Raw genomic sequence first — 25908 nt, 5'->3', positions numbered from 1 at the left:
TGCAGCTAAATCATTATTTCCAGTGAATAGTTAAAGGATAAAGTGCGGAATGTTGCCCAGGAACCTCGACAAACAGTTTTACTTTAATATCGCTGGACGGGTTGGAGTTGGTGAAAGTGAACGTTGTATCTCCGTTGGCATCCAATCCTTGCGAAGCATTGACGAAGGTACCAGAGCCGTTGTCAGCTTGCAGGTATCCGTAATACTCATCATCCAAAGTGATAGTAACGGTAGTGCCAGTTACATCAGCTGGGCCTACAATGAACGGATTCACATGGGCGTTGTAGGGGGAAGTTGGGTTGTCATTGTAATAAAATTCGTAGGACTGGCTGGCAGCCGAAGCGGGAATCGCGAAAGCAAGAGCAAGCATGAATACCAAGAGGATCATAGAAAATGATTTTTTGAATGATACTGTCATGAATAAACACTCTCCTTGGAATTTAGTAAAATTGGGGTTCTGCATCCGATTTTGCATCCATCGAACCATGAATTTTGTTACATCAACTGCCTGAGCAGGAGAAGCCGAAATGACTTTCCAGCCTCCTTTCAAAAAGGGAATATGACGCCACAGAAAATCAAGTTATACGATAATGATAATCATTATCAGTAATGTTGTTAAAAAAAATCTGCGGCCCGAGGAAGCTGTTAGCAAACAGTACCTCTTCTTCAGAGTGCCGATAATGTGTGCACCAACTATCGACACCCCTATCTTATTTTCCAATCTAAATTTTGTCAATTGAGGCATTTTGATGATTTGGCACCATTTGGATGCAGAAAAATCGTGGGAGCCGTTGGTATATCTGGGATTTCGGGTAATGGAGGACGAGAGGTAAAAGAACTATTTGATTTTCTGATGACCAATAATTGGGAAATTTTAGCTCATAGAGAGAGGTGTTTTAGTACAGTTCATAAGCTGTAATAAGCTCCAATAAAGACTGGAATTACGACGCAACAGCCGTATTTTAAAGGATGAAATATTGATGCCGTAAAATAAAAAATAGACCGCTTGCAGCAAGCTGCACGGAGGCGATCTAGGATTGTCCGGTGCAGTTGCAGTTCCGCACTATAGCGTGAGCCCAAACCGCTTCAGCTCAATAAATACACTCTCCAGCTGCCTTCCTTTATCTGTTATTGTATATTCAACTCTCGGGGGGACTTCAGGGTATACAGTACGAATTAAGATACCATGCTCTTCAAGCTCTTTTAGGCGCAAGGATAGTGTTTTCGGACTTATGCCGTCCAGGCATTTTAGCAGATCGCTAAAGCGCATCGTTCCTTCGATAAGCAAATCGCGAAGAATAAGGAAGGTCCATTTGGTTCCGATCATATCAATCACTTTGGCAATGGGGCATACTTCGTCAGGTAGACCTTTGGTCAATTTAAGTGGTTCTTGGATACTCATAGTGCATCTATCCTTTATTTAAGGTTGAATTAAGCCCAATATAGCACATAAGTAACTTTTCGGAAACTATATGACAAAATTATCACTACTTCCATAAATGAAGTAAACCTGTATATAATAATTGTGGTTAATAACAAAATAATGAAATCAAATATAAGGAGAGAATAGGATGTCTCATTTAAATTCTGAATTTACTTTTAAAGGATTAAGTTTAAAAAATCGTATCGTGATGCCGCCGATGTGCCAATATTCAGTAGAGGCTAAGGATGGTAAGCCTAACGATTGGCATTTTGTCCACTATGTTTCCAGAGCGATCGGCGGAGCGGGGCTCATTATTATGGAGATGACGGATGTTGAACCGGATGGACGTATTACCGATTATGATCTGGGCTTATGGTCCGATGAACATATTCCGGCATTCAAACGAATCATTTCGGAAGTGCACAAATATGGTGCGAAGGTTGCGATTCAAATTGCGCATGCAGGTCGTAAGGCGGAAGATGCTGCTGTTCCGGTAGGTCCTTCCGATATTGCAGTTGGACCTGAGCATAAGAAGCCTCGCGCCCTTACAACGGAGGAAGTCAAACAAATGGTAGTGAAGTATAAGGAGGCGGCTGTCAGAGCTATTGAAGCCGGTGTCGATACGATCGAGCTTCATGGAGCTCACGGCTACCTGATCCATCAGTTTCACTCGCCTGCGATCAACAATAGATCGGATGAATACGGACAGGATTTGGCGCGTTTTGGTGTTGAAGTGATTCAAGCGGTTAAAAGCGTGATGCCTGAGCATATGCCACTAATTTTAAGAATCTCCGCTGTAGAATATATGGATGAAGGCTATGATCTTGCCCACGGTATTGAAATGAGCAGACGGTATAAGGAAGCTGGTGTTGATATTTTGCACGTGAGCAGCGGCGGCGAGGGTCCAGTAGGAGCAAGAAGACCGGGGAACTATCCGGGTTATCAAGTTCCTTTTGCCAGAGCTGTCAAGCAAGCTCTCGATGTGCCTGTCATTGCTGTTGGTCTGCTGGATGATGCCAAACTGGCAGAAGCGACTGTTGCTAATGAGGACGCCGACCTGGTGGCTGTTGCCCGCGGAATGCTGCGCGACCCTTACTGGGCTACACATGCCATTCAGGAAGTTTCCGGGGAAGTTTCAGCGCCTAAGCAGTACGCAAGAGCCTATTAAGCTTAAGGGTATAATCAGGAGACAGCCTAGTAGAATGGCCGTGACAAGCATATATTAAAGCCTATTCCCCTTAGGGCAAGCATCCATTTCTCCAATTCCGACATAGTCTAATGTGAACTACGAAGAAAAAGAGAGGGATGGGATGACATGAGTAAAAATAAACGCTCGTATCAGTGGTGGCCAGGTCAAGGAGGCAGCCAAATGTGGCCAGGCCAGGGTGGTCAAATGTGGCCAGGTCAAGGCGGCCACTGGGGAGGCCAAGGCGGCCACTGGGGAGGCCAAGGCGGACATTGGGGAGGCCAAGGCGGACACTGGGGGAGGCCAAGGCGGCCACTGGGGAGGCCAAGGCGGACATTGGGGAGGCCAAGGCGGACACTGGGGAGGCCAAGGCGGACACTGGGGAGGCCAAGGCGGACACTGGGGAGGCCAAGGCGGACACGGGCAAGGCCAAGGCGGACATTGGGGAGGCCAAGGAGGCCACTGGGGAGGCCAAGGAGGACACGGGCAAGGCCAAGGCGGACATTGGGGAGGCCAAGGTGGACATGGGCAAGGCCAAGGAGGCCACTGGGGAGGCCAAGGCGGACACGGACAAGGTCAAGGTGGCCATTGGGGAAGCCAGGGAGGTCACCGGTCAGGTCAAGACCGCGGCAAGAAGTAGGCTTTCTGCCGCCTAGCTGAAGCAGCTTTGTCCCCTAATTTAACGACTAATCCACGGTTGCCGATAGGACTTCGCTACGGCTGATTCGATATACGCTCTGGGACAGGGCATACTTAGCAAAGCTCCGGCATCGAATCATCATTTTATATGAATTGGTTTAGCAAATAATGGTAGACGATACCCATGTATTGTGGTAATCTAATATCAATAATCCGGAAGCACCGGTCGAAAAAGCCTGTCAGCGGCATTCCCGCAGATAGGCTTTTTTTGTTGCAGCAAAAGCGGCGGTAGAACCTTATAGGTTATTTTTGAAAATTAGGTGTTCAAATCAGTAACAAGAGCGGAATCCGCTACATATGTTGTCATGGGGTATTCATGACGTTGGCGGAATGGGGAGCAGGCAGCAAAGTCTGTGTCAGTATATCCTGCCAGCATAATTATTTAGGCGGAGGATGATATACATGGGAGATTTTAAAAAGGATTTACAAAAGTTGAACGTTTCCGACTTGAAAGCTGGAGAGGTGACTTCCTGGAAGGTAGCTGACCAACAAAGCGATCGTACATGGTTTAATTGCCACAACTGCCATAACTGCTTTAACTGTCATCATTGCCACAACTGCCATAATTGCCATAACTGTCATAACTGCCACAACTGCCATAATTGCCACACTTGTCATAACTGTCACAATTGTCATAATTGCCATAACTGTCATGGCACAGGCCAAGGTCGATAAGATAGCGTTTGCGTTAAACCGAGCCGATCACGAGGGTTCCATACCGGTACCCTCACGGCCAATAATAAGAAGTTCCGAATGCTCCGCAGCAAAAGCCCTTACATTCCATGGAATGCAGGGGCTTTTCTGCGTTCAGAGTATTTTAACGTGACATGAAGGACAACTAGGCATACATAAAATAATATGTAATTGCATATGGGGCAATGCCAAGAGCAAAGGAGGGATAGTATGGGCCAAATTCATCCTTCTATGCGTCTCAAAGTAAAAAGGGATACTTTTTTTCTTCCAGAGCCGCAGGGCAGCGTTTATTTCCGCAATAATGTAAGTTCATTCCGCATAGAGGGCAATACGATCGATCAGTGGGTTGAGCGGTTAATCCCGATGTTCAACGGCGAATATACGATGGACGATTTAAGCGACGGACTGCCGGATGCTTACGTGAAACAAATGTACGATATAGCTCAAGTGCTGTATGACAACGGCTTTGTTCGGGATGTAAGTACGGATTTACCACATGAATTACCTGAAGCTTTAACGATGAAATACGCATCGCAAATCGAATTTTTGGATCAATTCGGTTCGTCGGGAGGCTATCGGTTTCAAAGCTATCGTGAAACTCGGCTGCTGGTGGTTGGTTCCGGACCATTGATGATTTCACTGGTTGCCGCTTTACTGGAAACGGGCTTGCCTAAGCTGCATGTGCTGCTTACGGATTCGGAGCCGACGGATCAGGAAAGAATCGTTGAGCTCGTCAAGCATTCGCGCGAGACCGATCCCGAAGTGACGCTGGAGATGACACAGCTTACCTCATCAAATGAGGATCTCCATTTCTGGAGGGGAACGATAGCGCCTTACGACATCGTCGGATATGTATCGAGGGAGGGAGATGTTTCACAGCTTAGGGTTATTCACGAGGCTTGCCGTAAGGAGGGTAAGTGGTTTATTCCCGCCTGCATAGTGCAGCAATCAGGCTTTGCGGGTCCGCTTGTACACCCTGAGCTTGATGGAGATTGGGAATCCGCCTGGCGCCGGGTTCATTCCTCCGTATGGCGCGGGGATTCCGGTCAGCATGCCTTTTCTGCGACGGCAGGAGCACTGCTGGTGAACACGATGGTATTTGAGCTGTTCAAGAGAATAACAGGAGCATTGCCGCCCGGAAGAAACGGCGAGCTGTACCTGATGAACCTGGAAACTTTGGAAGGAAGTTGGCATTCCTATCTGCCTCATCCTTTAGCAAATCAGTGGCCGTTAGAGCTCCAAGTTGTTTCTGCAGAGACGTTGGTTCATCAGGAGGAAAATTCTCAACTGGAGGGCAGCCGGCTGTTATCGTTTTTGAGCGGACTGACTTCTGTAGAAACCGGCATTTTGCACAAATGGGAGGAGGGTGAGCTCATACAACTTCCACTGGCTCAATGCTGTGTTCAGGCTGTCGACCCTTTGTCGGAAGGTCCTGCGGAGCTGCTGACTGAATGGATTGGAGCCGGTCTGACACATGAGGAAGCAAGACGAGAAGCTGGATTAACAGGATTGGAGGCGTATGTGGCCCGATTGACGAAGCCGCTTCTTGAACAAAGATCTAACGAGCTTGACGAAGCCGAGGGGAGGGTTGGGCGATTCCAGTTGGTTGGTATCGGAGCGGGGGAGACGGTTGCCGAGGGAATAGGAAGGGCACTTACCCAACGATTGCAGACCGAATGGAATGGAAGACATCTTGGGCAGGTGCCTGTCATCCATCCTGTACAGCTGGAAGGAATAGACGATACACGAAGCCGGTTTGGTTTTCAAGCATTATCCGTAAAGAGAGGGGCCCCAATCATAGGCCTAGGTGAAGAGCTGCTGGGATTCCCCGTTGCTTGGGTGGGAGTGGAGCATCGTTGGTTTACAAGCATCGGTTTGAATACAACGCTCGCTTTGCGCAGTGCACTTCAGCTAGCGCTGCTTTATGAGCAGAACGGAAGCGTATGCTCTTCCAGGTGCGCTCAAGTGTGGGAGGAAACGTGTGTTCATACAGAAGCCAGGGAGCCGATTCGCCTTGAAATTGCTGCTTACGGAACAGCCGCACAGCCTGATCTCCTGCAAACGGCCTTACAGATAACAGGAAGCCTTGGAATGCGGCTTGAAGTGATAGATTTGGCCATAGAGCCGTTCCTGAAAGAGGGGCTTGCCGGTGTATATGGCGTTATTTTGCGGAAGGAGGAATCAGAGTGAACGCTGTCGTAGCCATAGTAGGTGCCGGACAGCTGGCGGATTATGCCTATGAGGAATTGTCCTCCTATTTCAAGGTTATTCGGCAAGCCGATTGGGAATCCGGCGTTCCCGAAGCGGCGCAATTGGTCGTAGTGCTGAGCGATGGTTGGGACCCTTCACTGCAGCTTACAACGGAAGAACTGCTTCAGCCTGCCGGTATTCCTTGGTATGGTGGTTTTGTCTCCTTCGGAGATGCCGTCTTAGGCCCGCTTGTACGACCGGATGTAACCGGTTGCTCTCAATGCGCCGAGCGAAGACGAATCCGGGCAGGACAAGAGAGCTGGGAAATGAATAGGCTACGCAAGCAACGGGTCGAATCAGGAGGTTCCCCCGCAGGAGATGCATGGGTCACCAGGACAGGACTGCTGCACGCCTCTTATTTGCTCGGGGCTGAGGTTCGAAAGCTGCTGCTAAGCTCCGAGTATAGGCAAGGAAGCTTATATCTTCTCAATTTGTCGACGTTGGAATGCACTTATCATTTCGTGCTTCCGGATTCGCTTTGTCCGCTTTGCAGTCGAGCGGCAGAGGATTGTGCCGAAACAGCGCGTCTAGTATTGAATCCAACCCCAAAAATCAGTGTGGACAGCTACCGTTCCCGTTCCATGGATGACCTGAAGCATTTTCTCCAGGCCGATTATTTGGATTATCGTACCGGTTTGCTGAATGGGGAACGGACAGACCTGGTATCGCCGTTTGCAGATGCCAGTGTCAATTTACCGCTAGCAAACGAAGATGTAGGGACGGCGGGCAGAACACATTCGTATGCAATAAGCCATTTTACGGCTATTTTAGAGGGCATTGAGCGTTACTCGAGTCTGGAACCGAGGGCCAAAAGGACGGTTGTCAGCGGCAGCTATCTGGAGTTGGCGGACCAAGCGATGGATCCTCTCTCCGTAGGAGTTCACTCCCAGGAGCAGTACGCTCGGGAAGGCTTCCCGTTTAAGCCTTTTGATGCTACGTCTTCGATTCCCTGGGTCTGGGGTTATTCGCTGACGCAGGAGCGTCCCCTTCTTGTTCCTGAGCAGCTGGCGTATTACAGCATGACGTCCGGCAATCCTTATGTGTTCGAATCGTCCAACGGTTGTGCCTTGGGGAGCAGTCTGACAGAAGCTGCTTTATACGGGATACTGGAAGTGGTGGAACGTGATTCGTTCCTGATGACCTGGTTTGGGCGTCTGCCAATCCCGGAGCTAGATCTATCTTCAGCGAACGATACAGAGCTGTTATGGATGGTTGAGCGTTTACGGGCTGTTGCTGGATTTGATGTCAGGTTTTTTAATTCAACGATGGAGCATGGGATACCGAGTGTATGGGGAGTTGCTCTTAACCGCAAGCCAAGCGGTATGAATCTCATCTGCGCTGCAGGGGCGGGGCCGGACCCGGTACGGGCGGTTAAAGGTGCGCTTCATGAATTGGCAGGCACGGTGATCAATCTGGATTCAAAAATGGAGGCCAAGCGGGAAGCTTGTGAGAGCATGCTCCTCGATTCTTCTCAAGTATGGACGATGGATGACCACGCAATGTTGTACGGATTACCGCAGGCAGCAGAGAGGCTGCAGTTTTTGCTTGGCGGACAGCGTCCGCTGCACAGATTTGATGAGCAGTTCAAAGGCAGGAGTGCTCATGCTGATTTGACAGAGGATGTAAAGGAGATCGTTGAGGCATTTCGCAGGGTGAACCTTGAAATTATTGTAGTGGATGTAACGGCCCCTGAGCTTGAGCGTAATGGCCTTTATTGTGTCAAAGTGCTTATTCCCGGCTTGCTTCCTATGACTTTCGGCCATCATTATACTCGCATAACCGGACTGGAGAGATTATTCAGCGTACCTGCACAGCTTGGATTTGCTGCACACCCTTTAACACCGGATCAATTGAATCCGTATCCTCACCCGTTTCCATAACCATCAAACGACAAAAGAGTATGGGTACGTGAAGCGGTCCCGAGTTTCCATTCTCTGTATGGGAGGAAAGCGAATGAGCCTGGACTCATTTTTGCATGATTTGCTGTATGACATCGACAAAACCAAACCTCCGGACCGTGTTGTGGATTGGGCCGACGGACCGCTGCCCTACAAGCTTTACCGAGGCTTACCCGCTGTGCCCCTGCCTGATAATGTTCCATTGAAGCTTACAGAGGATATGAAACCGAAAAAGCTGCCCGATCTTCAAAGTCTCGGCCATTTTCTGTGGTATTCCTGCGGGCTGGCTCAGTTCAGCTATTGTATTATGCCCGATAAAGAAGTGGAACGAATCGTACTCCCTATGTATCGAAGATTCGCCCCTTCCGGAGGGGCATTGTATCCGAATGAATGCTATTTATATTTGAAACTCGAGGGGCTGCCGACCGGAGTGTATCATTACGATACGGCACATCATCGGCTCGTGCTGCTTCGCGAGGGCTGCTTTGACAACTATTTGATGCAAGCCTTGGGACATCCATGCGATATCAAAGAGTGCTTTGCGGTTGTTTTCGTCTCGGCTATGTTTTGGAAAAATTTCTTTAAATACCATTCATTTTCCTATCGCCTTCAGGGATTGGATGCAGGAGCGATGATGGGCCAGCTGCTGGAGACGGCAAAACGGTTTGGCTACGATGCAGGTGTCTGCTTCCGTTTTATGGACCGGGCGATAAATCATCTGTTAGGCCTATCGGAACAGGAAGAGAGTGTATATGCAGCCATCCCAATGACAGTGGAACCGACCGTTTCCTGGTTTATCCCCTCTGGAATCTGCGCTAATGAGGGCGAGGAAGTAGTCGATGCTGAAGCGCTGTGTCGGGAGCTCCCTCCCTTGCTGCATGAGCATTATATAAGATCGAATCGAGTCCATCCCTATCCTCTGCTGCTCAAGATGAACGAGGCTGTTATGCTCAATACGATGGAGGCGTCTTTAGCTTCTTCATTCGGCTCGAAGGGAAGTCTATCTCTAGGCGAAGAAGGAGCCATACTGCTGCCCAGCTTGGAACGTATGTTCTATGATTTCGCAGACGTAAGCAGAAGGCGATATTGTCCGGATACGGATTTTGTACTCAGTTCAGTTAGTCAATATGAGCTTGCCATACTACTGAAGGAGACGACGGATTCCTTTGTTTACCGGAATGATCTGGACTGCGACCGGGGGCATTCGCTTCCTCGTGTATCTCTTTACGTTTGTACGCATCAGATCGAAGGCCTTCCAGATGGGGCTTATAGTTATGACGGAGGGAAGCACGCGCTGAGACAAGTTCGCAGCGGAGATCAACGTTTATGGATACAGCAGGGGAGGACTTCCGATAATGTGAACGTGCTTCAGGTCCCTCTTTGCTTTCATGTGGCCGGGGATAGCAGCCATTATACTGCCGAGCTTGGGTACAGGGGCTTCCGGATTCAACAGATGGAGGCGGGAATGCTGGTGCAGCGCTTGCTGTTGGCTGCATCGGCGCTCGGATGGGGCGGTCATCCGCTGCTCGGGTACGACACTCAATTATGTGATGCTATATACCGGATGCCGGAGAAGGGATTATGCAGCTTGATCCAAATCCCCGTTGGCGCTTACCGTCCGAGTCCTCGTTTGACTGCTGGACTGCATGGTTGAGTAGAAGCAGCCGCAACGGTTTAGAGTGTCGAGAAACCCAAGAAGCTTCAGAAATGTACGTGGTACTCCGGTGGGGTACCCCCTTCCAGCCACTGTTGTTATCGGGAAATTTTCAATTCATTCGCTTTACAGCGGTGATTTCCCGATAACAAAGGTGGATGCTTTAAGAGTTTTCCATAAGAAAACTTACTACGTAAGCAAGGGAATACCCCACCTCTCGTTAGCCGTCATTTTCTGAATAACACATTTATCGACAGACTCAAGCAGCCGCAATGGCTGTTTTTTTGTTTTATAATTGGATCGATCCCCCTATTCATTTCTTACATTTTGCGTTACATTTGTAGGCAGAGGCACCATTGTAAAAAGGTCGGTTTGCATGCCGGTGCCGAATTCTTTTAAAAATACAAAAATAGGCAAACACTTAGAACAAGCGACTGTATCACGACCCGAGGGAGAAGTCTGATGGAGCCAACTAAGCAACATTATGAAATTACGCAAATATGCCTGCTGGCCGGAAAAGTTATGCTGCAAAGCGGTGGAGAGACCTATCGGGTAGAGGATACGATGATGCGTATCGCTTCAGCGCTCGGGGTGGACAACTCTCACAGCTATGTGACTCCTACCGGAATCTTTTTCTCGATTGATGGAACCGAACCGATGACTCGTTTGATTCGTATTATGGAGCGGTCGACCGACTTGCGTAAAGTAACGCTTGTGAACGACATTTCCAGAAAAATTACCGCTGGAGAGCTGTCCCCTTCAGAAGCTCATGAGGCGCTTAAAGAAATTGATGCGGCCCGAATCGCTTATCCGGTATGGGTTCAGGTTGCTGCGGCGGCTTTGGCAAGCGGATGCTTCCTTATTATGTTTCAGGGGATTTGGCAGGATGTTCTCCCGGCGATTATATCCGGAGGTCTAGGCTTTTTATTCCTCCTATACATTCAGCGTTGGATCGAAATCAAATTTTTTGCCGAGTTTTTAGCATCGTTAATGATTGGCACGATATCCTTTTTATTCGTTAAGCAGGGGATAGGACACCAGCTGGACACGATCATTATAGGATCCGTCATGCCGCTGGTGCCGGGTCTGCTGATTACGAACGCCGTCCGGGATTTAATGGCAGGGCATCTCGTCTCCGGGCTGTCCAAAGGGGCGGAGGCTTTTTTAACGGCTTTCGCTATTGGTGCAGGGATTGCTCTTGTAATTTCGCTTTATTGAAAAAGCACGCTGCTAGGCTTATTAACATTTTGTACAGGAGGCACCGCGACCTTGATTTTAGAACAGCTGGTAACCAGCTTCATCGCTTCCGCAGCCTTTGGCATCATATTTAACGTACCTAAACGTAATTTGCTGCAATGCGGGTTTGTCGGCATGATGGGGTGGCTGCTGTACATCTCCTGCATGAAGGTATCCGCTAATCCAATCGTCTCGAGCTTGGTCGCTGCCTTTTTCGTTACGGTGATCAGTCAATTTTTAGCCAAAATTTATAAAACGCCGATTATTATATTTAGCGTCTCCGGTATTATTCCTCTTGTTCCTGGGGGACTGGCTTATGACGCGATGCGCAATATTGTTGAAAACCAGTACGATGTAGCGGTCCAGCTGGCCGCCAAAGCATTTATGATCTCAGGAGCTATAGCAATTGGACTTATCTTTTCGGAGGTTATCAATCAAGTCATTCGAAAGTCGCGGTTGTAAAAGCACATGAGCAGGCGGTCGAAATTCATAATTCACAGGAACCATGAGGAGGAATTCGTATGAAGATCGAGACGATCTCCCTGCAAGGAACGACGGAATGGAATGAGGATGCGCTGGTCTATCATGAGCGTCTGCACTTATACGGGGTTTTGGATGGCGCCACTTCAATGCATCCGTATCGGGGTCCCAATAAGGAGACAGGAGGCTACCTTGCTTCCCGGCTCATTCAGAGCTATCTGGAGTCGCTGGAAGAGAAAGATATACCGGAGGACAGTCTAAAGCCGCTGGTTCTTCAAGCGAATGCTCTCTTAAGAAGAACGATGCTCGAGGCCGGTATCGACGTCATCAATAAAGCTTCTCTATGGACCAGTGGACTAGCCCTCGTTCGTGTTCAAGATTCCTATATCGATTTTGCCCAAGTGGGGGATTGCATGATAACAGCCCTCTATAAGGATGGTTCCGTGAGGACTCTTTCCCGGGATCAGGTTGCCCATATTGATTTCATATCCAAGAGCATTTTGGAGGAGGGGATTCGGCAAGGCATTACGAAGCGGGAGCAGCTGGTGGAGCTGGCGAGACCCGTCATTTTGGGCAATAAAGCAAAAATGAATACGCCGGATGGCTATTCCGTCCTTAGCGGCGAGCCGGAGCTTGCAGATTTCATCGAATATGGACGGATCAATCGCATCCAGTTGAAGGCCCTTTTGCTAGTGACAGATGGATTGTTCCCACAAGCGGCACCCGAAGCTAAGGCGAATAAGACTTACGATGCTATGGGGGATTTGACGCTCCAGATTGCTGATCAATCGTTAGCTGGATATGCCGACAAGCTCATCCTTTTAGAGCGGGAAGACAAGGATTGCCTTCGTTATCCAAGGTTTAAAGTGTCAGATGATAAGACCGGCATTTGGATTCAATTTGAATGAAAGGTGTAAATTGCTGCCATACTTTACTTAAGTGGACCTCCTTTCGAATGAGTGACTTTGGTGTGGATTTTAATTTGTGGGACAATCGTATTTCTAACAATTTAAGGACACGTTGCAACTTCGGGATATTTGGATTACAATGAAACCGGATTCAACTTACAATTTTATTTAACCTTTGGATAATAATTTGCTTGGATGGTATGAAAGGGGAAACGCAAGATGACGGAAACGGTACGAATTGAAAAAGATTTCTTAGGTTCAAAGGAAGTGCCCATTGATGCGTACTATGGCATACAGACCTTGAGGGCTGTAGAGAACTTTCCTATTACCGGCTACCGGGTTCATGAGGAATTAATTCAAGCTATGGCTATTGTGAAAAAATCAGCGGCTACGGCAAACATGGAAATTGGCCGTTTGCAGCCTGGTTTGGCTGAAGCGATAGTCAGAGCTGCCGATGAAATGATCGAAGGCAGATGGCATGACCAATTCATCGTGGATCCAATTCAGGGTGGAGCGGGAACGTCGATCAATATGAATGCCAATGAAATTATCGCTAATCGTGCGATTGAACTACTCGGCGGTACTAAAGGCGATTATTTCACAGTCAGCCCGAACTCGCACGTGAACATGGCTCAATCGACTAACGATGCTTTCCCAACCGCGATTCATATCGCCGTACTGTCTTTAATGGATAAATTGCTTGTAACTGCCCAGGAATTGCACGGTGCCTTTGCTGCCAAAGCAGTTGAATTCGATAGCGTGATCAAAATGGGGCGTACCCACTTACAGGATGGGGTGCCTATTCGGCTTGGACAAGAGTTTGCCGCTTATGCGAGAGTGCTTGAACGCGATATCAAACGGATTCAACAAAGCCGTGCTCATTTGTATGAGGTTAACATGGGAGCGACGGCTGTAGGAACCGGTTTGAATGCCGATCCTCGCTACATCAAACGCGTTGTTGAACTCCTTGCTCAATGGAGCGGATTCCCGCTTAAAAACGCGGAAGATCTCGTAGATGCGACACAAAATACGGATGCTTATACCGAGGTATCGGCTGCATTAAAAGTATGCATGATCAACATGTCCAAGGTTGCCAACGATCTTCGTTTAATGGCATCAGGGCCGCGTGCGGGCTTGTACGAAATCAAGCTGCCTGCCCGTCAACCAGGATCATCGATCATGCCGGGTAAAGTCAACCCAGTCATGTGTGAGGTTGTTAATCAGGTGGCATTCCAGGTTATCGGCAATGACCACACGATTTGCCTTGCTTCCGAAGCTGGTCAGTTGGAGCTTAATGTGATGGAGCCGGTTCTGGTCTTTAACCTGCTGCAATCCATTAGCATTATGAATCAAGCGTTTAAAGTGTTTAAAATTCATTGCGTTGACGGCATCGAAGCGAATGCAGAGCAATGTAAAGAATATGTTGACCGGAGTATCGGTATTATTACTGCGCTGAATCCGCATCTCGGTTACGAGGTAGCGGCGCGCATAGCCCGCGAAGCGACCTTAACGGGTAAATCGGTGCGTGAGCTGTGCCTGGTTTATAACGTGCTGACGGAAGAAGAGCTGGATCTTATCCTTGATCCATTTGAAATGACACATCCCGGCATTGCAGGAGCGTCTTTGCTTGATAATTAATAGTTAGTTAAGTAAACGCAAGGAATGAATAAAGCATTTCGGAGACGTGGCCCCCCTTTTCATGGGGGGGTTCTTTGCATTATGCCATGTATGAAAGCAGCCGCTTTCCCGCATGCTAAGAAAAATGATGCAGAGGAGGGCTTTCATATGATTTTAAGCACGACACCGACAATTCAGGGCAGGGAGATTGTACAATACGTTGCTATTGTTACAGGCGAAGCTATTATGGGGGCTAATATCGTTCGTGATATATTTGCTTCAATCACCGATATTGTTGGCGGCCGATCAGGAGCTTATGAGAGCAAGCTGAAGGATGCTCGCGACATTGCTTTTAATGAAATGGAATCACAAGCAGCCAGATTAGGGGCGAACGGTATTGTCGGGATCGACATTGATTATGAGGTTATTCGCGATGGAATGCTGATGGTTGCAGTTAGCGGTACTGCTGTTCAAGTGGAATAACAATGCCAATAAAAAACAGGGCAGCCTACCGATTCATTCAGGTAAGCTGCCTTTACATTTCTATATGGACCCAAGGGGCGAACAAATAACTTGTGCTCATTATAGATCAATAATGCTTTGAACCAACAAGATAGGCAGAGCAGCAATAGCGATAAAGCTGTAAAAGAAGCCTTGTAAGAAAGAATAAAAAAGTTTCATGTCAATCCCTCCAATGAAGTAAGTATGGTTACATTATATGCCTGTCGTCTTGGAGAAATCTTAAAGTAAGCTTAGGATCACATAAAGTTTTCAGAAAATTGTCACAAGTTATGCGTCCATGAATATAGAAAAAAGCTGCTCCCTTGAGCAGCCAGAATGGGCAAAAAACTGATTGTTCTGATTTTCGCTTTCATGGAGTTCTCAAGGCAATCAGCAGGAGTAAAAGCCGTTGTAGGAAGCCGAAGGCCGATTATATCTAGGGCCTATTCTAGGAATAGTTGGAGAAGAGTAGCTGGCAGGTACCGGTTGTTCCCAATATACTTTTTGGCAAAACATCGTATCCATGCGCGGAATATGGACGACGGAGCCAGGTGTAATAGGATTCGCAGCGGGAAGATGTGTGTTCATCGCCTCGAGAATGGGCAGCGGCACATTGTAGGCTCTGGCCAAGGAGTGTAGGGTGTCTCCTTCCTGACAGCGGTGTGATGAGAAAATGTTAGCATTCCGCTCCCCATCTTGTCCCTGAGCGGGAAATAAAGATGGGGAAAGAAAGAAAAAAACGGGAAAAAGCGAGGGCGGTGCAGCGATTCTGAAGCTCTCTGATCCATAAAAAGTACCTCCGTGCGCTGTAAGTTTTGACCTTGTATAGTATGGAGTCTAGGCACACTTGGTTACTGACTTACCAGCAGCTAAGAAGGAAGTGTTAGGAAACTATAAGGAAAACTAAATCTATTCACGTGGTTAACTAAAATTTGTTTAAACACTCTTTGCCATAATGACCTTATATAGATGTGAATGGTAAGGGGGGAGCACTATGGCAAAAGTTATGGTGGTGGACGATGCAGCATTTATGCGGATGGTACTGAAGACCATGTTGACAGAGGAAGGTCACGAGATTGTGGCTGAGGCTGCGAACGGACTTGAGGCTGTACAAGCTTATTCAACGATCAAGCCGGACTTGGTAACAATGGATATCACGATGCCGGAATTGGACGGCGTAGGAGCCTTGAAGGAAATACGTAAGATCGACCCGGGAGCAAACATTATTATGTGCTCTGCAATGGGGCAGAAGGCCATGGTCGTAGATGCTATAACAGCAGGAGCCAAGGATTTCGTCGTAAAACCATTCCAAAAAGAACGTGTGATTGAATCGGTCAACAAAGTGTTAGGCATCAAGCCATCTTAAAAGTCAACCTCCATACTGCCATGCGGCGAATGGGGGTTTTTAAATAGAAAAAAGCACCCTTTGGCTTTTAATGCCATGGATGCTATGGTTACTGCGCTATAGGGGAGTAGCCTCAACCAATCCCTTGGACCGAAGCTCCTTCGGAAGGGCCGTAGGATTGGCCTGTTGAGACGAGAGGTTCTCCGTTTTTATAATAAAGAAGCGGGTTTAGAATGACGAAAAAAAGATGGACCTGCTCATAGCCGAAATCCTGCAGCAATCGATTCAACTTCGCGGCGACCGCATCGTGAACCTCTTGCTTTCTCGGAAACATGAGAATCTCCACACTTAGCGGAACCTGAGTGATAGCCTCGGATAACAATGACTCGATTTTCACTTTTTCCTTGGCGATACTAACGATCTGAGCAAAGTCCTCCACAACCTGAGGAGCTATTGATCTAAGAAATTCACTGGGAAAACCTTTAAAACGTAAATAAGGCATGGTGTATGTCTCCCTTATATTACAATATATAAGGCGGCGCACAGATGCAGCCGCAAGTTCTGGTAACCTTCAGCTTAAGCTTGTACATATTTATGCATGTTGAGAAGCTTGGCGCTATTGATTATATGTACATTTTTACATATAATAGTCACGAGAAAATAGTACTACGGTTCCAAGCATCTGTCAACCGAGGAACCGATTCACGTGGAGGCGCCATGAATACTCTTTCGTACGGACTTCTTGCACTGCTTTCGCAAGGACCATGCACAGGCTATGAGCTTATGCTGCAAATTCAGCCAGTGTGGCAGGCTAAGCACAGTCAAATTTACCCGCTGCTGGCAAAAATGGAGCAAAACGACCTTGTCCATTTCGTTGCGGTGCCTCAAAAGGAAAAGCCGGATAAAAAAGTATACTCGATAACGGAGCTTGGCATCGCCGCGCTGCAGCAGTGGATTCCGGAACAAACCTCCGAGCCTGTGAAACGGGATGAGCTGCTGCTAAAGCTGTACGGTATTTGGCTAGCCGATCCGGTTAGGATGGGGCAATTATTCGAAGAACGGTTGCAAATGTTCACCAAAAAACTGGCCAAACTGACTGCTTCGCTTGAAGAGCTGAACAAGGAAAAGGCAGAGGACGGAGATTCCCGAAGCCTTCGGTCTACTTCTTTTGGTAAACATATCTTATTGAAGCGCGCTATGGATAACGCCCATATGGAGATTGAATGGTGTAAATGGGTGCAGCAATTATTGAGGGAAGAATACGGCTCTTGAGAATTGTAAAAGCACGGGGTAATAAGGAGCAGCGGGAGCACTGCTTGCTGCTGCAGGATTACAAAAAAAGATCGATCCTATTCGTTCAACGAATAAGCTCGATCTTTTTATATAAACTTAAGATTACTTGTCTTTTTTAGCGTGGGAACCGTCGCAGTTGCCGGATGAGTTTTGAGTGTTACCGCAAGCACATTTAGCCATGGTGGAAACCTCCTTTTATCTGATGAACTTGTATAAGATAAGTATAGCCTACTCACTTACATTTGTAAAGTGGATTATTTTTAATAAGTAAATGAAAATGATTATCCTTCTCAAATCAAGTGAGGCGGGAGGATTCCAGGATATTTCGCCGGATTAGGCGATCTTTTATCCATGTTCAGAGGGTCTGAGCGTGCCTTTACCTGGTTTTTATGCTATGGTTAGTATAGAAAACTTGTGCAAGCCAATGGCTAATCTATGTGATTTGAAGTGAGGGTAGAAGGATGAACGATCGTACGATGGTTGTCTGTTTGGGCGAACTTTTGATTGATTTTGTACCTGAGGAAAACGGCAAGCCTCTCGAGCAGGTTCCGGCTTTTCAAAGGGCTGCGGGTGGTGCTCCAGCTAATGTGGCTGCGGCTGTGGCAAAATTGGGCGGTTATTCCCGTTTTATAGGGAAGGTAGGTTATGATGCATTCGGAAGATACCTGAGAAGCACGCTAATTGAAGCGGGGGTAGAGACTGCTCTCATCGAGACGGATGAAGCGCGTACGGGTCTGGCTTTTGTGTCGCTCCGTAAAGACGGAGAGAGAGATTTTCTATTCTTCCGCGATCCTGCCGCAGATATGCTTCTGGAGCCATCGGAACTGAAAGATGAATGGCTGGAGGATGCAGCAATCTACCATTTCGGCTCGATATCCTTAATTAGTGAGCCATGCCGTTCGGCAACACTGGAAGCAGCTCGCAGGGTCAAAGCGTTCGGCGGGATCATTTCATACGATCCGAATCTACGGCCAGCTCTGTGGCCTGATGAAGAAACGATGCGGCAGGAAGTGCTTAGCCATATATCTTTGGCTGATGTGGTTAAGGTCAGTGAGGAAGAGGCGGCATTTCTGCTAGAGATGGAACCTGCTGAAGCCGTACATCAGCTGCTGCTGATGGGAACGAAGGCAGTGGTAGTAACGCGGGGCGAGGAAGGATGCTTTGTCGTTACGCGAAATGCGATGACATTGGTTCCGGGCTTTCGGGTGAAGGCAGTCGATACGACCGGAGCCGGCGACAGCTTTGTTGGGGCCATGCTCTATAAGCTGGTGGAACGTGAATTGACGGCTGATGGCTTGGAAAGCTTCTTTTCTGATGAAGCGGCTGTATCCGATATTTTCAAATTCGCCAACAAGGTGGGGGCAGTTACCACGACTCGGCGGGGAGCTATACCGGCTTTGCCGACACTGGCGGAAGTGGAAGCTCTGTAAAATAACGAAAAAGAGGCTAGCGCGCGATACGCTGGCCTCTTTTTTTGCTTTAAGCTTCAAGGCTAGGCAAGCTTTCTGCCAGTTGCACCGAAAAGAGAGGGAAGCTGATCCACCGAGGTATTCAGCCTTTCCGGTTCATCCACTCGCAGCAAAGAAAAACCAGCTGCCATAAAATCATTAATATAGGTGGAAAGCGGCCTATGATAAGCACCCAGCGTGGAACGGATTGTCCCCGTCCCCGCGGATTTCCAAAATTGAGGGGCATACTGCACTACCTTCCGCGATCCATCACCTAACGGATGACTGAAAGGAGATTGAAAGCAAGGGTGCATAATGACCCATATCATGATGCCTTCCGGCTTTAATATGCGGTGGCAGGCCTGGAAGACTCTGCGATGATCAGGGACATCCATCAGCATAACGCTTGAAACGACGAAATCATACGAAGCCTCTTGTATGTGCTGTAGTTCCATCGCATCGTCTTGAACCCAGTTCACTTGCTCTGTTTTTGCATGCGCATACTGAAGGAGTGCACTGCTAAGATCTACACCGGTTACATCTGCCCCTAACAAGGACAGCCTGGAGCTAAGTTCACCCTGCCCACATCCGATGTCACAAATTTTCTGTTTGTGAAGATCGGATAACGCCTCTACTTGCGCGATAATATAACGATAGGCATTTTCAGGCCCTCCGTTTTGTACCATTTCATGATATTGTTCGGCAAACGAGTCATACTGAGCCATGCTGGTTCTCCCCCTCATAAGCGAAATTAGCATTCTATTTCCAAATATTATATCGCATGGAATATTTAACAATAATATCTATTATAGCTTGATTCATTCTCGTTTTTAGATGTAACTAGAACTAGACGCAATAAAAAAGACCGCCGCAAATCTATCCTGTTAAGGATGGAAAAGGGCAATCTTCTATGTGAATGGCGAAGCTTACAGCGTTTTTCTCATACGGACATGCGGAATGCCCGCATCTAAGAAAGTTTCTGTAGATATTGTGATGTAACCGAGTTTGCTATAAAAACCTTCTGCTTGGCACTGCGCGTCCAGAAGGGTGTAGTTATATCCCAAACGGTGGGCTTCTTCCTCCAAAGCAAGTACAATGGCTTTACCTGCTCCTGTACCACGGGCGGATTTGAGTACTGCAATCCGCTGTAGCTTCATGGTATCGTCTGTGTACGGACGCATTCTACCGGCTGCCGACGGCTTGCCGTCTTGCTGAAGCAGCACGTGGCGGCAGGACTCCGGGGATTCATCGAACTCATCGATTTCCAAGCTTACATCAACCTGCTGCTCAACCACAAAAACTTCTTTTCTTATATCAAGACACTCGTTAAGCTGTTGTTGGGTCGTTACGTGGATAATTTCTTTCATTGCCAGATCTCCTTCTCCGTGGAACATTTCAGTCTTACTTTGATCTATTTATCATGACATGAACCAAGCATCTCGTCAAACTTTCAACGTACCGATTGGTAATACAGATCCTTCCTTTTGCAACAAGGAAAGCGGTCCGATACAATAAAGATAGGAACATAACCCAAAAGCATCCAGCTATTGATGAAGAGGAGGGGGACAGATACGATGGAGATAGGAATTGGATTTTTTATTTTTGCTATGGTCATCGTCTTGATTTTATTTAATGTATCCAAGAAATCTTCTAATCAAAGAAACCGACACCGTCGCAATGACGACCATTCGCACTCATCGAGCAGCTTTATTTTTTCAGATACCAATGAAGGCCATCGGAATCATCACCACAGTCATCACGGTCATCATCACCATCATCACGGGGATAGTCACGGCGGTTCTTCCCACGATAGCGGTGGCTCAGGTGACAATGGCAGTGGGGGAGATGGCGGCGGAGGGGATTAATTAATGGAAACCTTACGATTTCCCATCGGGCGTTTTGAATGGAACGGGGATATTACGCCGGAGCAGCGTCAATTATGGATCGAGGATATTGAACGTTTGCCTACTCAACTGCGAGAGGCGGTGAGCGGACTTTCGGAAGAACAGCTTAATGAGTCCTATCGTCCCGGAGGCTGGACAGTTCGTCAAGTGGTGCATCATGTGGCGGATAGCCATATGAACAGCTTGATTCGTTTCAAGCTTGCGCTTACGGAACAGCAGCCCACTATTAAGCCTTATGATGAGGGTGCCTGGGCTGAGCTTACGGATAGTCGGGAAGCGCCTATCGAGACATCTCTTGTTTTGCTTGATCAACTACATGAGCGGTGGGGACATCTGCTGCGCGCTCTTAATCCAGAGCAGTGGGAACGAGTCTTCATCCATCCGGATTCGGGGGTCGTGCGCTTAGATGTGAATCTAGGGATCTATTCTTGGCATGGACGGCATCATACCGCGCATATTACACAGCTTCGACGCAGGAATGGATGGTAAATCGAATTCGTTAGGAATGGACTCAGAATAAGCTGTAGCGGTAGCATGGAAATAAAGACAACCTGACTTCAGACCATTACGTCTGTTTTGTCAGGTTGTTTGTCTTATAAGTCCTTCAGCTTAGAAAATATCTCCATCCCACGGCAAGCCTTTATCGAAACGAGCCTTATCGTGCCAGCGCTGCAGCATCAGGGCACTGAATTGATACATCTCCCAGATCTCGCAATGCGTTTCTTTGGAGCCTGCTGCTTCCAAGAGCGCATTGACTGCACGCCGTGCCGCTTCGTTAGCACCCTCCATCGTAGCGAGGTCCGTGTTCGTTCTAATATAATCCGAAGCCAGGAACAGGTTAGGGATCGCTGTATAAGCTGTGGGACGCTTTTCCCAAGTGTACACCTTATTGATCAGCAGAGGCTCCAGGTTGGCCGGTACCCCTTCCGGGTTTGGCAGTTGAATATCCTCGTCAAGGAACCACGAATGGATATTGCTGTCCTCCAGCACGATGCGGCCGTCGACGTTCAAGCTCGCCTTGAGCTGATGCCATACCTCCTGCATAATTTCTTCGCGCGTGCAGTGACGGGCGCTTTTGCCCAGTATCGCGCCAGGAGCTTCCCAATCGGAAATATCGACCGATAGGACTCCGGCTACCTCTCCATCTCCATATTGACTCAAATCGACCTTCGGCCAGAATTGCTTCTGGGAAACCGAGGTCAGTGCCCATTGAGAATCCATATAGATCATATGGCCATGCAGGATAGGCACATCGGTTTTCAAATAAAACTGGATTCCGTTCATCCAATCGACATCATTAGCCAATTCTTTTATCGTCGACAAGGTAGGGTCGGCTTTTAGGATATCCTCGGTTATGAACTGAGCCATGACTTCGACAGGAAATGCAGCGACATAATAATCGGCTTTAATGTCGAATGTATTCTCAAACTCGGTTATTGTCGCACCGGTAATAAGGCCATCCTGGCAATCCATGCGTTCTACCTTAGCATTCAAGTGATAATCGACGCCGGATTGGCGCAAATAGTCAAGCCAAGGGTTAATCCAAACCTCATTCGTCGGTCCGTTCAGCAGTCGGTCAGCACTTCCGCCAGGCATGACCATATCCAGCATAATTTGCGCACCCACTGCACCAACGGTCGCTGTGTTGGCTTCTCTAGCTTTGGCTGCAACGAGTATACGTGTCATCCCTGTAAATACGCGTTGGAAATCAGCAGATTGCTGGTCTGCTTGGATGAAGGTCCACCAAGGAATGTTTTGATACTCTTGTGCTCTTCGTTCGTCGCAGCTTGTCATAACCTGCCATACTCTTTTCAGGTAATGGTCGACCTCTTGCTCCGTAAGTCCCAGATGATTGTCGAATAAAGATTTAAACAGTGACTTGATATCCGACAAGGAAGTTGGAAACTCGGTGACGAATTCGACAGGAATATCGTCCGTTCGTGCCAGCCCCAGACGGGTTCCTTCGACCAAATTGTCGGCTACGCCTCGTTTGTTATTGCCGTAAGGGATACGTTCCATCGTATCGATAATGTGTTTGTAAAATCTCGGAAAAAAACGGAAACCGTGCTCGCCAGGCAGGTCCTTGCGCCCATTCGTTCCGCTGTCCGGCACTGGCATGGAACGCGCCTTACCTCCCGCAATTCCCTTCATTTCATAAACCGACACGTCAAAACCGCGCTCCACCAGCTCATGAGCTGCGCTCATACCGGCTACGCCTCCCCCAAGGACGACGACCTTTTTCTTCATTCCTCATTTCCACTCCTGTCATAATTTGCTAAGTATACTAATCTATTTATACCATGGCTTTTGTCCTACGAAAACCGTTATTTTTCGACAAAATGATCTTGATGACCTAAGTGGAAAGGGTTGGAGGGAGGAAAAGAAGAAAAACTCAAATTTTGTCGCAATTCCTGAAGGCTATTGCCCTCAGTAAAAGGATCGGAGCAGTAAGCCATAAAGGAGATGAATTGAGCCAAATCGTATAAAGACAGGGGAGGGAGGTTCGGGTATGATGGCTGTATATCATTCAAAAAACAGATGGAGGGAAACAAAGTATGACTCATTTTCGGATTGCCGTTATCGGCTGCGGCAGCATGTCCAAGGCCTGGATTGAGTATGCGCTGGAGAGAGAAGATTCACAGATCGTAGCGATGGTCGATATTCGTAAGGAAACGGCTGCTGCCATGGCAGAGCGGTACGGCATAAGCTGCGGTATTTATGATGATGTAAACCAAGCCATTGCCGAATCCGGCGCGAATCTCGTGTTCGATGTCACAATACCGGAGAGTCATGCTGGGGTCACAACTACAGCTCTGGAGCTGAACTGTGACGTGCTCGGAGAGAAGCCGATGACGACATCTATGTCAGAGGCGCGCCGATTGGTTGCTCTTGCGGAGCAGAGAGGGCGTACGTACGCGGTCATGCAGAACCGCCGTTATTTGCCGCAAATCCGTGCATTCCACGATCTGGTCGATAACGCTGGGATTGGGGCCATCGGTTTCGTCAATGCGGACTTTTTCCTGGGACCGCATTTTGGAGGATTCCGAGATGCGATGGAGAGCCCGCTGCTGCTCGATATGGCGATCCATACGTTCGATCAGGCCCGCTTGATTACCGGAAAGGACCCTGTTTCCGTGTACTGCCATGAGTTTAACCCTGTAGGTTCTTGGTATACAGGCAATGCGGCAGCCATCTGCATCTTTGAATATGCGGACGGAGGCGTATTCTGCTACCGCGGCTCCTGGTGTGCAGAAGGGAGCCCGACCTCTTGGGAGGCAGAATGGCGGGTGAACGGAAGCACAGGGACAGCCTTGTGGGACGGTGCGACGCCTCCGTTCGCTGAGGTGCTGCTTCCACTAGAGGAGCAGTTGGATAAGCAGCGCTTCCGTCGTGTCGAGGCGAAGCTTGATTGGAACGGACGCAGCGGTCATAAGGGCTGCCTCGATGAGATGTTTGCTGCCCTCATTGAAGGACGCACTCCGGAAACGTCCTGCAAGGATAACATTAAGAGCATGGCCATGGTGTATGGCGCTTTGCAAAGTGCAAAGGAAGGACGCAAAGTTCATTTATCCGAGGTTGCGTTATGAGTTGATGCAGGTAGGATAACAAAGTTGATCTAGTCAATGAAGAATAAAGAAGCCGTTTCTTTTCGTATAGGGTAGTTCTAACTCCCTGTAAGAAGGAACGGTTTTTTTCTGTTGATAATATGTGAAGGTCAGAAGTGAAACGGCATGTTTATAAACAGGTTTACAATGTTAATGAACCCTATAAGTGTGAGAGATGAGTATTTTCTGAGCTTTAATCGACTTGAGGCTTAGGGGAAGAAGTGGACTAAAGGAAATAAAGTTTGAACTAGCTATAAAACTTGGTTATTGACAAAAGTTTTTCCCTAAGGCAAAATAAGTGACAACAGTCGAAGTGTTTTGAAGAAAATGGTAAGTGGATAATGTTTTAAGGAAAGAGGAGATAACCATGAGTGCAGGTGTTCAACAAACTACGGAGAATCAAGGCTGGCTGCGCAGCAGCTCCAGCATTAGTTTGGAGGAAGTGAATAACTCTGTTAAAATTCCTTCTAAGTCAGGCTTTTGGAGGAAGTTTTTTGCATTTGCTGGGCCGGGATCATTAGTTGCCGTCGGCTATGTGGATCCGGGCAATTGGGCCACATCGATAGCGGGTGGAGCCCGTTTTGGTTACGCCCTATTATCTGTTATTTTGATTTCCAATTTGATTGCTATGCTGCTTCAGGCATTGTCAGCCAAACTAGGAATTGTAACTGGAAGGGATCTGGCGCAGGCCACTAGAGACGCAGTTGGCAAGAAAACCGCTGTATTTCTATGGATTTTAACGGAACTTGCCATTGTGGCGACTGATTTGGCGGAAGTTATAGGATCTGCCATTGCTCTGAATTTATTGTTCGGTATACCGTTAATACTGGGAATAACCATAACTACACTGGATGTTTTGCTGCTTCTGCTTTTGCAAAAGAAAGGCTTTCGGATTATCGAATCGTTTATTATCGTGCTAATGATAACCATATTCGCCGTGTTTGCCTTTGAAGTGATCATTTCGAAGCCGGAAGTATCGGCATTATTAGGGGGTTATGTTCCGAAGTTTGAAATGGTTACCAATCCGGAGATGCTCTTTATATCATTAGGCATTCTGGGAGCGACCGTGATGCCGCACAATCTTTACTTGCACTCTTCTATTGTGCAAACTCGGCAGTACCAACGAAATACCGAAGGACGTAGGGAGGCTCTAAAATATTCTTTTATAGATTCGAACCTTTCATTGATCTTCGCCTTTTTTATAAACTCCGCCATTTTGATTCTGGGAGCCGCTGCCTTCCATGGGACGGGACTTGAAGTAACTGAAATTGAAGGAGCCTATGAGCTTTTGAGCCCGACTTTAGGCGTCGGTATCGCTAGTACTTTATTTGCAGTCGCCTTGCTTGCCTCAGGTCAAAACTCGACCATCACCGGAACATTAACAGGTCAAATTGTGATGGAGGGATTTGTCAAATTAAGAATGACCCCATGGCTCCGCAGACTTATTACCCGATTAATTGCCGTTGTCCCGGCACTTATCGTTACATGGATTGCGGGATCGAAAGGAACAGGGGAATTGTTGTTATGGAGTCAAGTGGTACTCAGCCTGCAGCTGCCCTTTGCCGTTGTTCCCCTCGTGCTGTTCACCAGCGATAAAAGAAAAATGGGGGAATTCGCCAACCCGTTATGGGTTAAGACATTGGCTTGGCTCTCCACGGGAGTCATTATTGCTCTAAACGTTTTCCTGGTCTTATACATTATCATTACCGGCCATGAATTGTGATAAATGTCGCCGGTGACCCCGAGTTTAAGAAACGATGAGTATAGA

The 25908-nt window shown here is 47.8% G+C and carries 25 protein-coding genes; 18 read left to right on the top strand and 7 right to left on the bottom strand.

Annotated features, from left to right (window positions below):
- Positions 1-13 precede the first annotated feature (13 nt).
- Entirely contained in the window at positions 14-418 is a 405-nt protein-coding gene (locus QMA13_RS33185) for a hypothetical protein (protein WP_282937894.1), read from the bottom strand.
- A gap of 645 nt (positions 419-1063) precedes the next feature.
- The gene (locus QMA13_RS33180) at positions 1064-1402 is read right to left on the bottom strand and encodes a winged helix-turn-helix transcriptional regulator (protein WP_282937893.1); all 339 of its coding nucleotides are present in this window, start codon (positions 1400-1402) and stop codon (positions 1064-1066) included.
- Between the two features lie 169 nt (positions 1403-1571).
- Here QMA13_RS33180 and QMA13_RS33175 point away from each other — a divergent pair, with 169 nt between their 5' ends.
- The 11 genes from QMA13_RS33175 to QMA13_RS33125 all read left to right on the top strand — a co-directional run bounded on the left by QMA13_RS33175 (position 1572) and on the right by QMA13_RS33125 (position 14527).
- Positions 1572-2591, top strand: coding sequence for an NADH:flavin oxidoreductase/NADH oxidase (locus QMA13_RS33175; RefSeq protein ID WP_282937892.1), 1020 nt, complete (start codon positions 1572-1574; stop codon positions 2589-2591).
- Positions 2592-2808: 217 nt separating this feature from the next.
- The gene (locus QMA13_RS33170) at positions 2809-3249 is read left to right on the top strand and encodes a hypothetical protein (protein WP_282937891.1); all 441 of its coding nucleotides are present in this window, start codon (positions 2809-2811) and stop codon (positions 3247-3249) included.
- A gap of 452 nt (positions 3250-3701) precedes the next feature.
- Positions 3702-3983, top strand: a complete 282-nt coding sequence (locus QMA13_RS36780; RefSeq protein ID WP_481858066.1) for a heterocycloanthracin/sonorensin family bacteriocin — start codon at positions 3702-3704, stop codon at positions 3981-3983.
- 228 nt (positions 3984-4211) lie between these two features.
- On the top strand, positions 4212-6191 hold the full coding sequence (locus tag QMA13_RS33160) for a putative thiazole-containing bacteriocin maturation protein (RefSeq protein ID WP_282937889.1): 1980 nt from the start codon (positions 4212-4214) through the stop codon (positions 6189-6191).
- Positions 6188-8131: a TOMM precursor leader peptide-binding protein gene (locus tag QMA13_RS33155; protein ID WP_282937888.1), complete on the top strand. Its 1944-nt coding sequence runs from the start codon at positions 6188-6190 to the stop codon at positions 8129-8131. The genes QMA13_RS33160 and QMA13_RS33155 overlap by 4 nt, the downstream gene beginning before the upstream one ends.
- Positions 8132-8204: 73 nt before the next feature.
- On the top strand, positions 8205-9803 hold the full coding sequence (locus QMA13_RS33150) for a SagB family peptide dehydrogenase (RefSeq protein WP_282937887.1): 1599 nt from the start codon (positions 8205-8207) through the stop codon (positions 9801-9803).
- A gap of 462 nt (positions 9804-10265) precedes the next feature.
- Positions 10266-11021 (top strand): threonine/serine exporter family protein, encoded by a 756-nt coding sequence (locus tag QMA13_RS33145; protein ID WP_282937886.1) that lies wholly within the window; start codon positions 10266-10268, stop codon positions 11019-11021.
- A 51-nt stretch (positions 11022-11072) separates the two neighbouring features.
- Complete coding sequence (locus QMA13_RS33140; RefSeq protein WP_282937885.1) at positions 11073-11501, top strand: threonine/serine exporter family protein; 429 nt, start codon at positions 11073-11075, stop codon at positions 11499-11501.
- A 59-nt stretch (positions 11502-11560) separates the two neighbouring features.
- Positions 11561-12427 carry a protein phosphatase 2C domain-containing protein gene (locus QMA13_RS33135; protein WP_282937884.1) on the top strand — a complete coding sequence of 289 codons (867 nt, stop codon included), beginning with the start codon at positions 11561-11563 and terminating at the stop codon, positions 12425-12427.
- A 219-nt stretch (positions 12428-12646) separates the two neighbouring features.
- Positions 12647-14065 carry an aspartate ammonia-lyase gene (gene aspA, locus QMA13_RS33130; RefSeq protein WP_282937883.1) on the top strand — a complete coding sequence of 473 codons (1419 nt, stop codon included), beginning with the start codon at positions 12647-12649 and terminating at the stop codon, positions 14063-14065.
- Between the two features lie 147 nt (positions 14066-14212).
- On the top strand, positions 14213-14527 hold the full coding sequence (locus tag QMA13_RS33125; protein WP_282943672.1) for a heavy metal-binding domain-containing protein: 315 nt from the start codon (positions 14213-14215) through the stop codon (positions 14525-14527).
- A gap of 408 nt (positions 14528-14935) precedes the next feature.
- On the opposite strand, the gene QMA13_RS33120 is transcribed toward QMA13_RS33125, so the two are convergent.
- Positions 14936-15175 (bottom strand): hypothetical protein, encoded by a 240-nt coding sequence (locus QMA13_RS33120; RefSeq protein ID WP_481858065.1) that lies wholly within the window; start codon positions 15173-15175, stop codon positions 14936-14938.
- Positions 15176-15539: 364 nt separating this feature from the next.
- Between QMA13_RS33120 and QMA13_RS33115 the strand changes: the two genes are divergently transcribed.
- Positions 15540-15911, top strand: a complete 372-nt coding sequence (locus QMA13_RS33115) for a response regulator (protein ID WP_282937882.1) — start codon at positions 15540-15542, stop codon at positions 15909-15911.
- A 112-nt stretch (positions 15912-16023) separates the two neighbouring features.
- Here the strand turns inward: QMA13_RS33115 and QMA13_RS33110 are convergent, their stop codons facing one another.
- Positions 16024-16392, bottom strand: a complete 369-nt coding sequence (locus tag QMA13_RS33110) for a DUF1904 family protein (protein WP_282937881.1) — start codon at positions 16390-16392, stop codon at positions 16024-16026.
- A gap of 44 nt (positions 16393-16436) precedes the next feature.
- On the opposite strand from QMA13_RS33110, the gene QMA13_RS33105 reads away from it, so the two are divergent.
- The gene (locus QMA13_RS33105; RefSeq protein ID WP_282937880.1) at positions 16437-17162 is read left to right on the top strand and encodes a PadR family transcriptional regulator; all 726 of its coding nucleotides are present in this window, start codon (positions 16437-16439) and stop codon (positions 17160-17162) included.
- A 482-nt stretch (positions 17163-17644) separates the two neighbouring features.
- Positions 17645-18613, top strand: coding sequence for a PfkB family carbohydrate kinase (locus QMA13_RS33100; protein WP_282937879.1), 969 nt, complete (start codon positions 17645-17647; stop codon positions 18611-18613).
- Positions 18614-18675: 62 nt separating this feature from the next.
- On the opposite strand, the gene QMA13_RS33095 is transcribed toward QMA13_RS33100, so the two are convergent.
- Together QMA13_RS33095 and QMA13_RS33090 are read right to left on the bottom strand one after the other, a co-directional pair.
- Positions 18676-19356: a class I SAM-dependent methyltransferase gene (locus QMA13_RS33095; protein WP_282937878.1), complete on the bottom strand. Its 681-nt coding sequence runs from the start codon at positions 19354-19356 to the stop codon at positions 18676-18678.
- A gap of 201 nt (positions 19357-19557) precedes the next feature.
- The gene (locus QMA13_RS33090) at positions 19558-19998 is read right to left on the bottom strand and encodes a GNAT family N-acetyltransferase (RefSeq protein WP_282937877.1); all 441 of its coding nucleotides are present in this window, start codon (positions 19996-19998) and stop codon (positions 19558-19560) included.
- 207 nt (positions 19999-20205) lie between these two features.
- Between QMA13_RS33090 and QMA13_RS33085 the strand changes: the two genes are divergently transcribed.
- Together QMA13_RS33085 and QMA13_RS33080 are read left to right on the top strand one after the other, a co-directional pair.
- On the top strand, positions 20206-20496 hold the full coding sequence (locus QMA13_RS33085; protein ID WP_282937876.1) for a hypothetical protein: 291 nt from the start codon (positions 20206-20208) through the stop codon (positions 20494-20496).
- 3 nt (positions 20497-20499) lie between these two features.
- Positions 20500-21024 (top strand): YfiT family bacillithiol transferase, encoded by a 525-nt coding sequence (locus QMA13_RS33080; protein ID WP_282937875.1) that lies wholly within the window; start codon positions 20500-20502, stop codon positions 21022-21024.
- Between the two features lie 120 nt (positions 21025-21144).
- On the opposite strand, the gene QMA13_RS33075 is transcribed toward QMA13_RS33080, so the two are convergent.
- The gene (locus QMA13_RS33075; RefSeq protein ID WP_282937874.1) at positions 21145-22782 is read right to left on the bottom strand and encodes a hydroxysqualene dehydroxylase; all 1638 of its coding nucleotides are present in this window, start codon (positions 22780-22782) and stop codon (positions 21145-21147) included.
- A gap of 308 nt (positions 22783-23090) precedes the next feature.
- On the opposite strand from QMA13_RS33075, the gene QMA13_RS33070 reads away from it, so the two are divergent.
- Together QMA13_RS33070 and QMA13_RS33065 are read left to right on the top strand one after the other, a co-directional pair.
- Positions 23091-24122: a Gfo/Idh/MocA family protein gene (locus QMA13_RS33070; RefSeq protein WP_282937873.1), complete on the top strand. Its 1032-nt coding sequence runs from the start codon at positions 23091-23093 to the stop codon at positions 24120-24122.
- 385 nt (positions 24123-24507) lie between these two features.
- Entirely contained in the window at positions 24508-25863 is a 1356-nt protein-coding gene (locus QMA13_RS33065; protein WP_282937872.1) for an Nramp family divalent metal transporter, read from the top strand.
- Positions 25864-25908 lie beyond the last annotated feature (45 nt).

Source organism: Paenibacillus sp. RC67, from assembly GCF_030020805.1.
GTDB lineage: Bacteria > Bacillota > Bacilli > Paenibacillales > NBRC-103111 > Paenibacillus_S.
The sequence above is the reverse complement of the archived record's forward strand: the minus strand, read 5'-3'. Positions and strand labels throughout refer to the sequence as shown.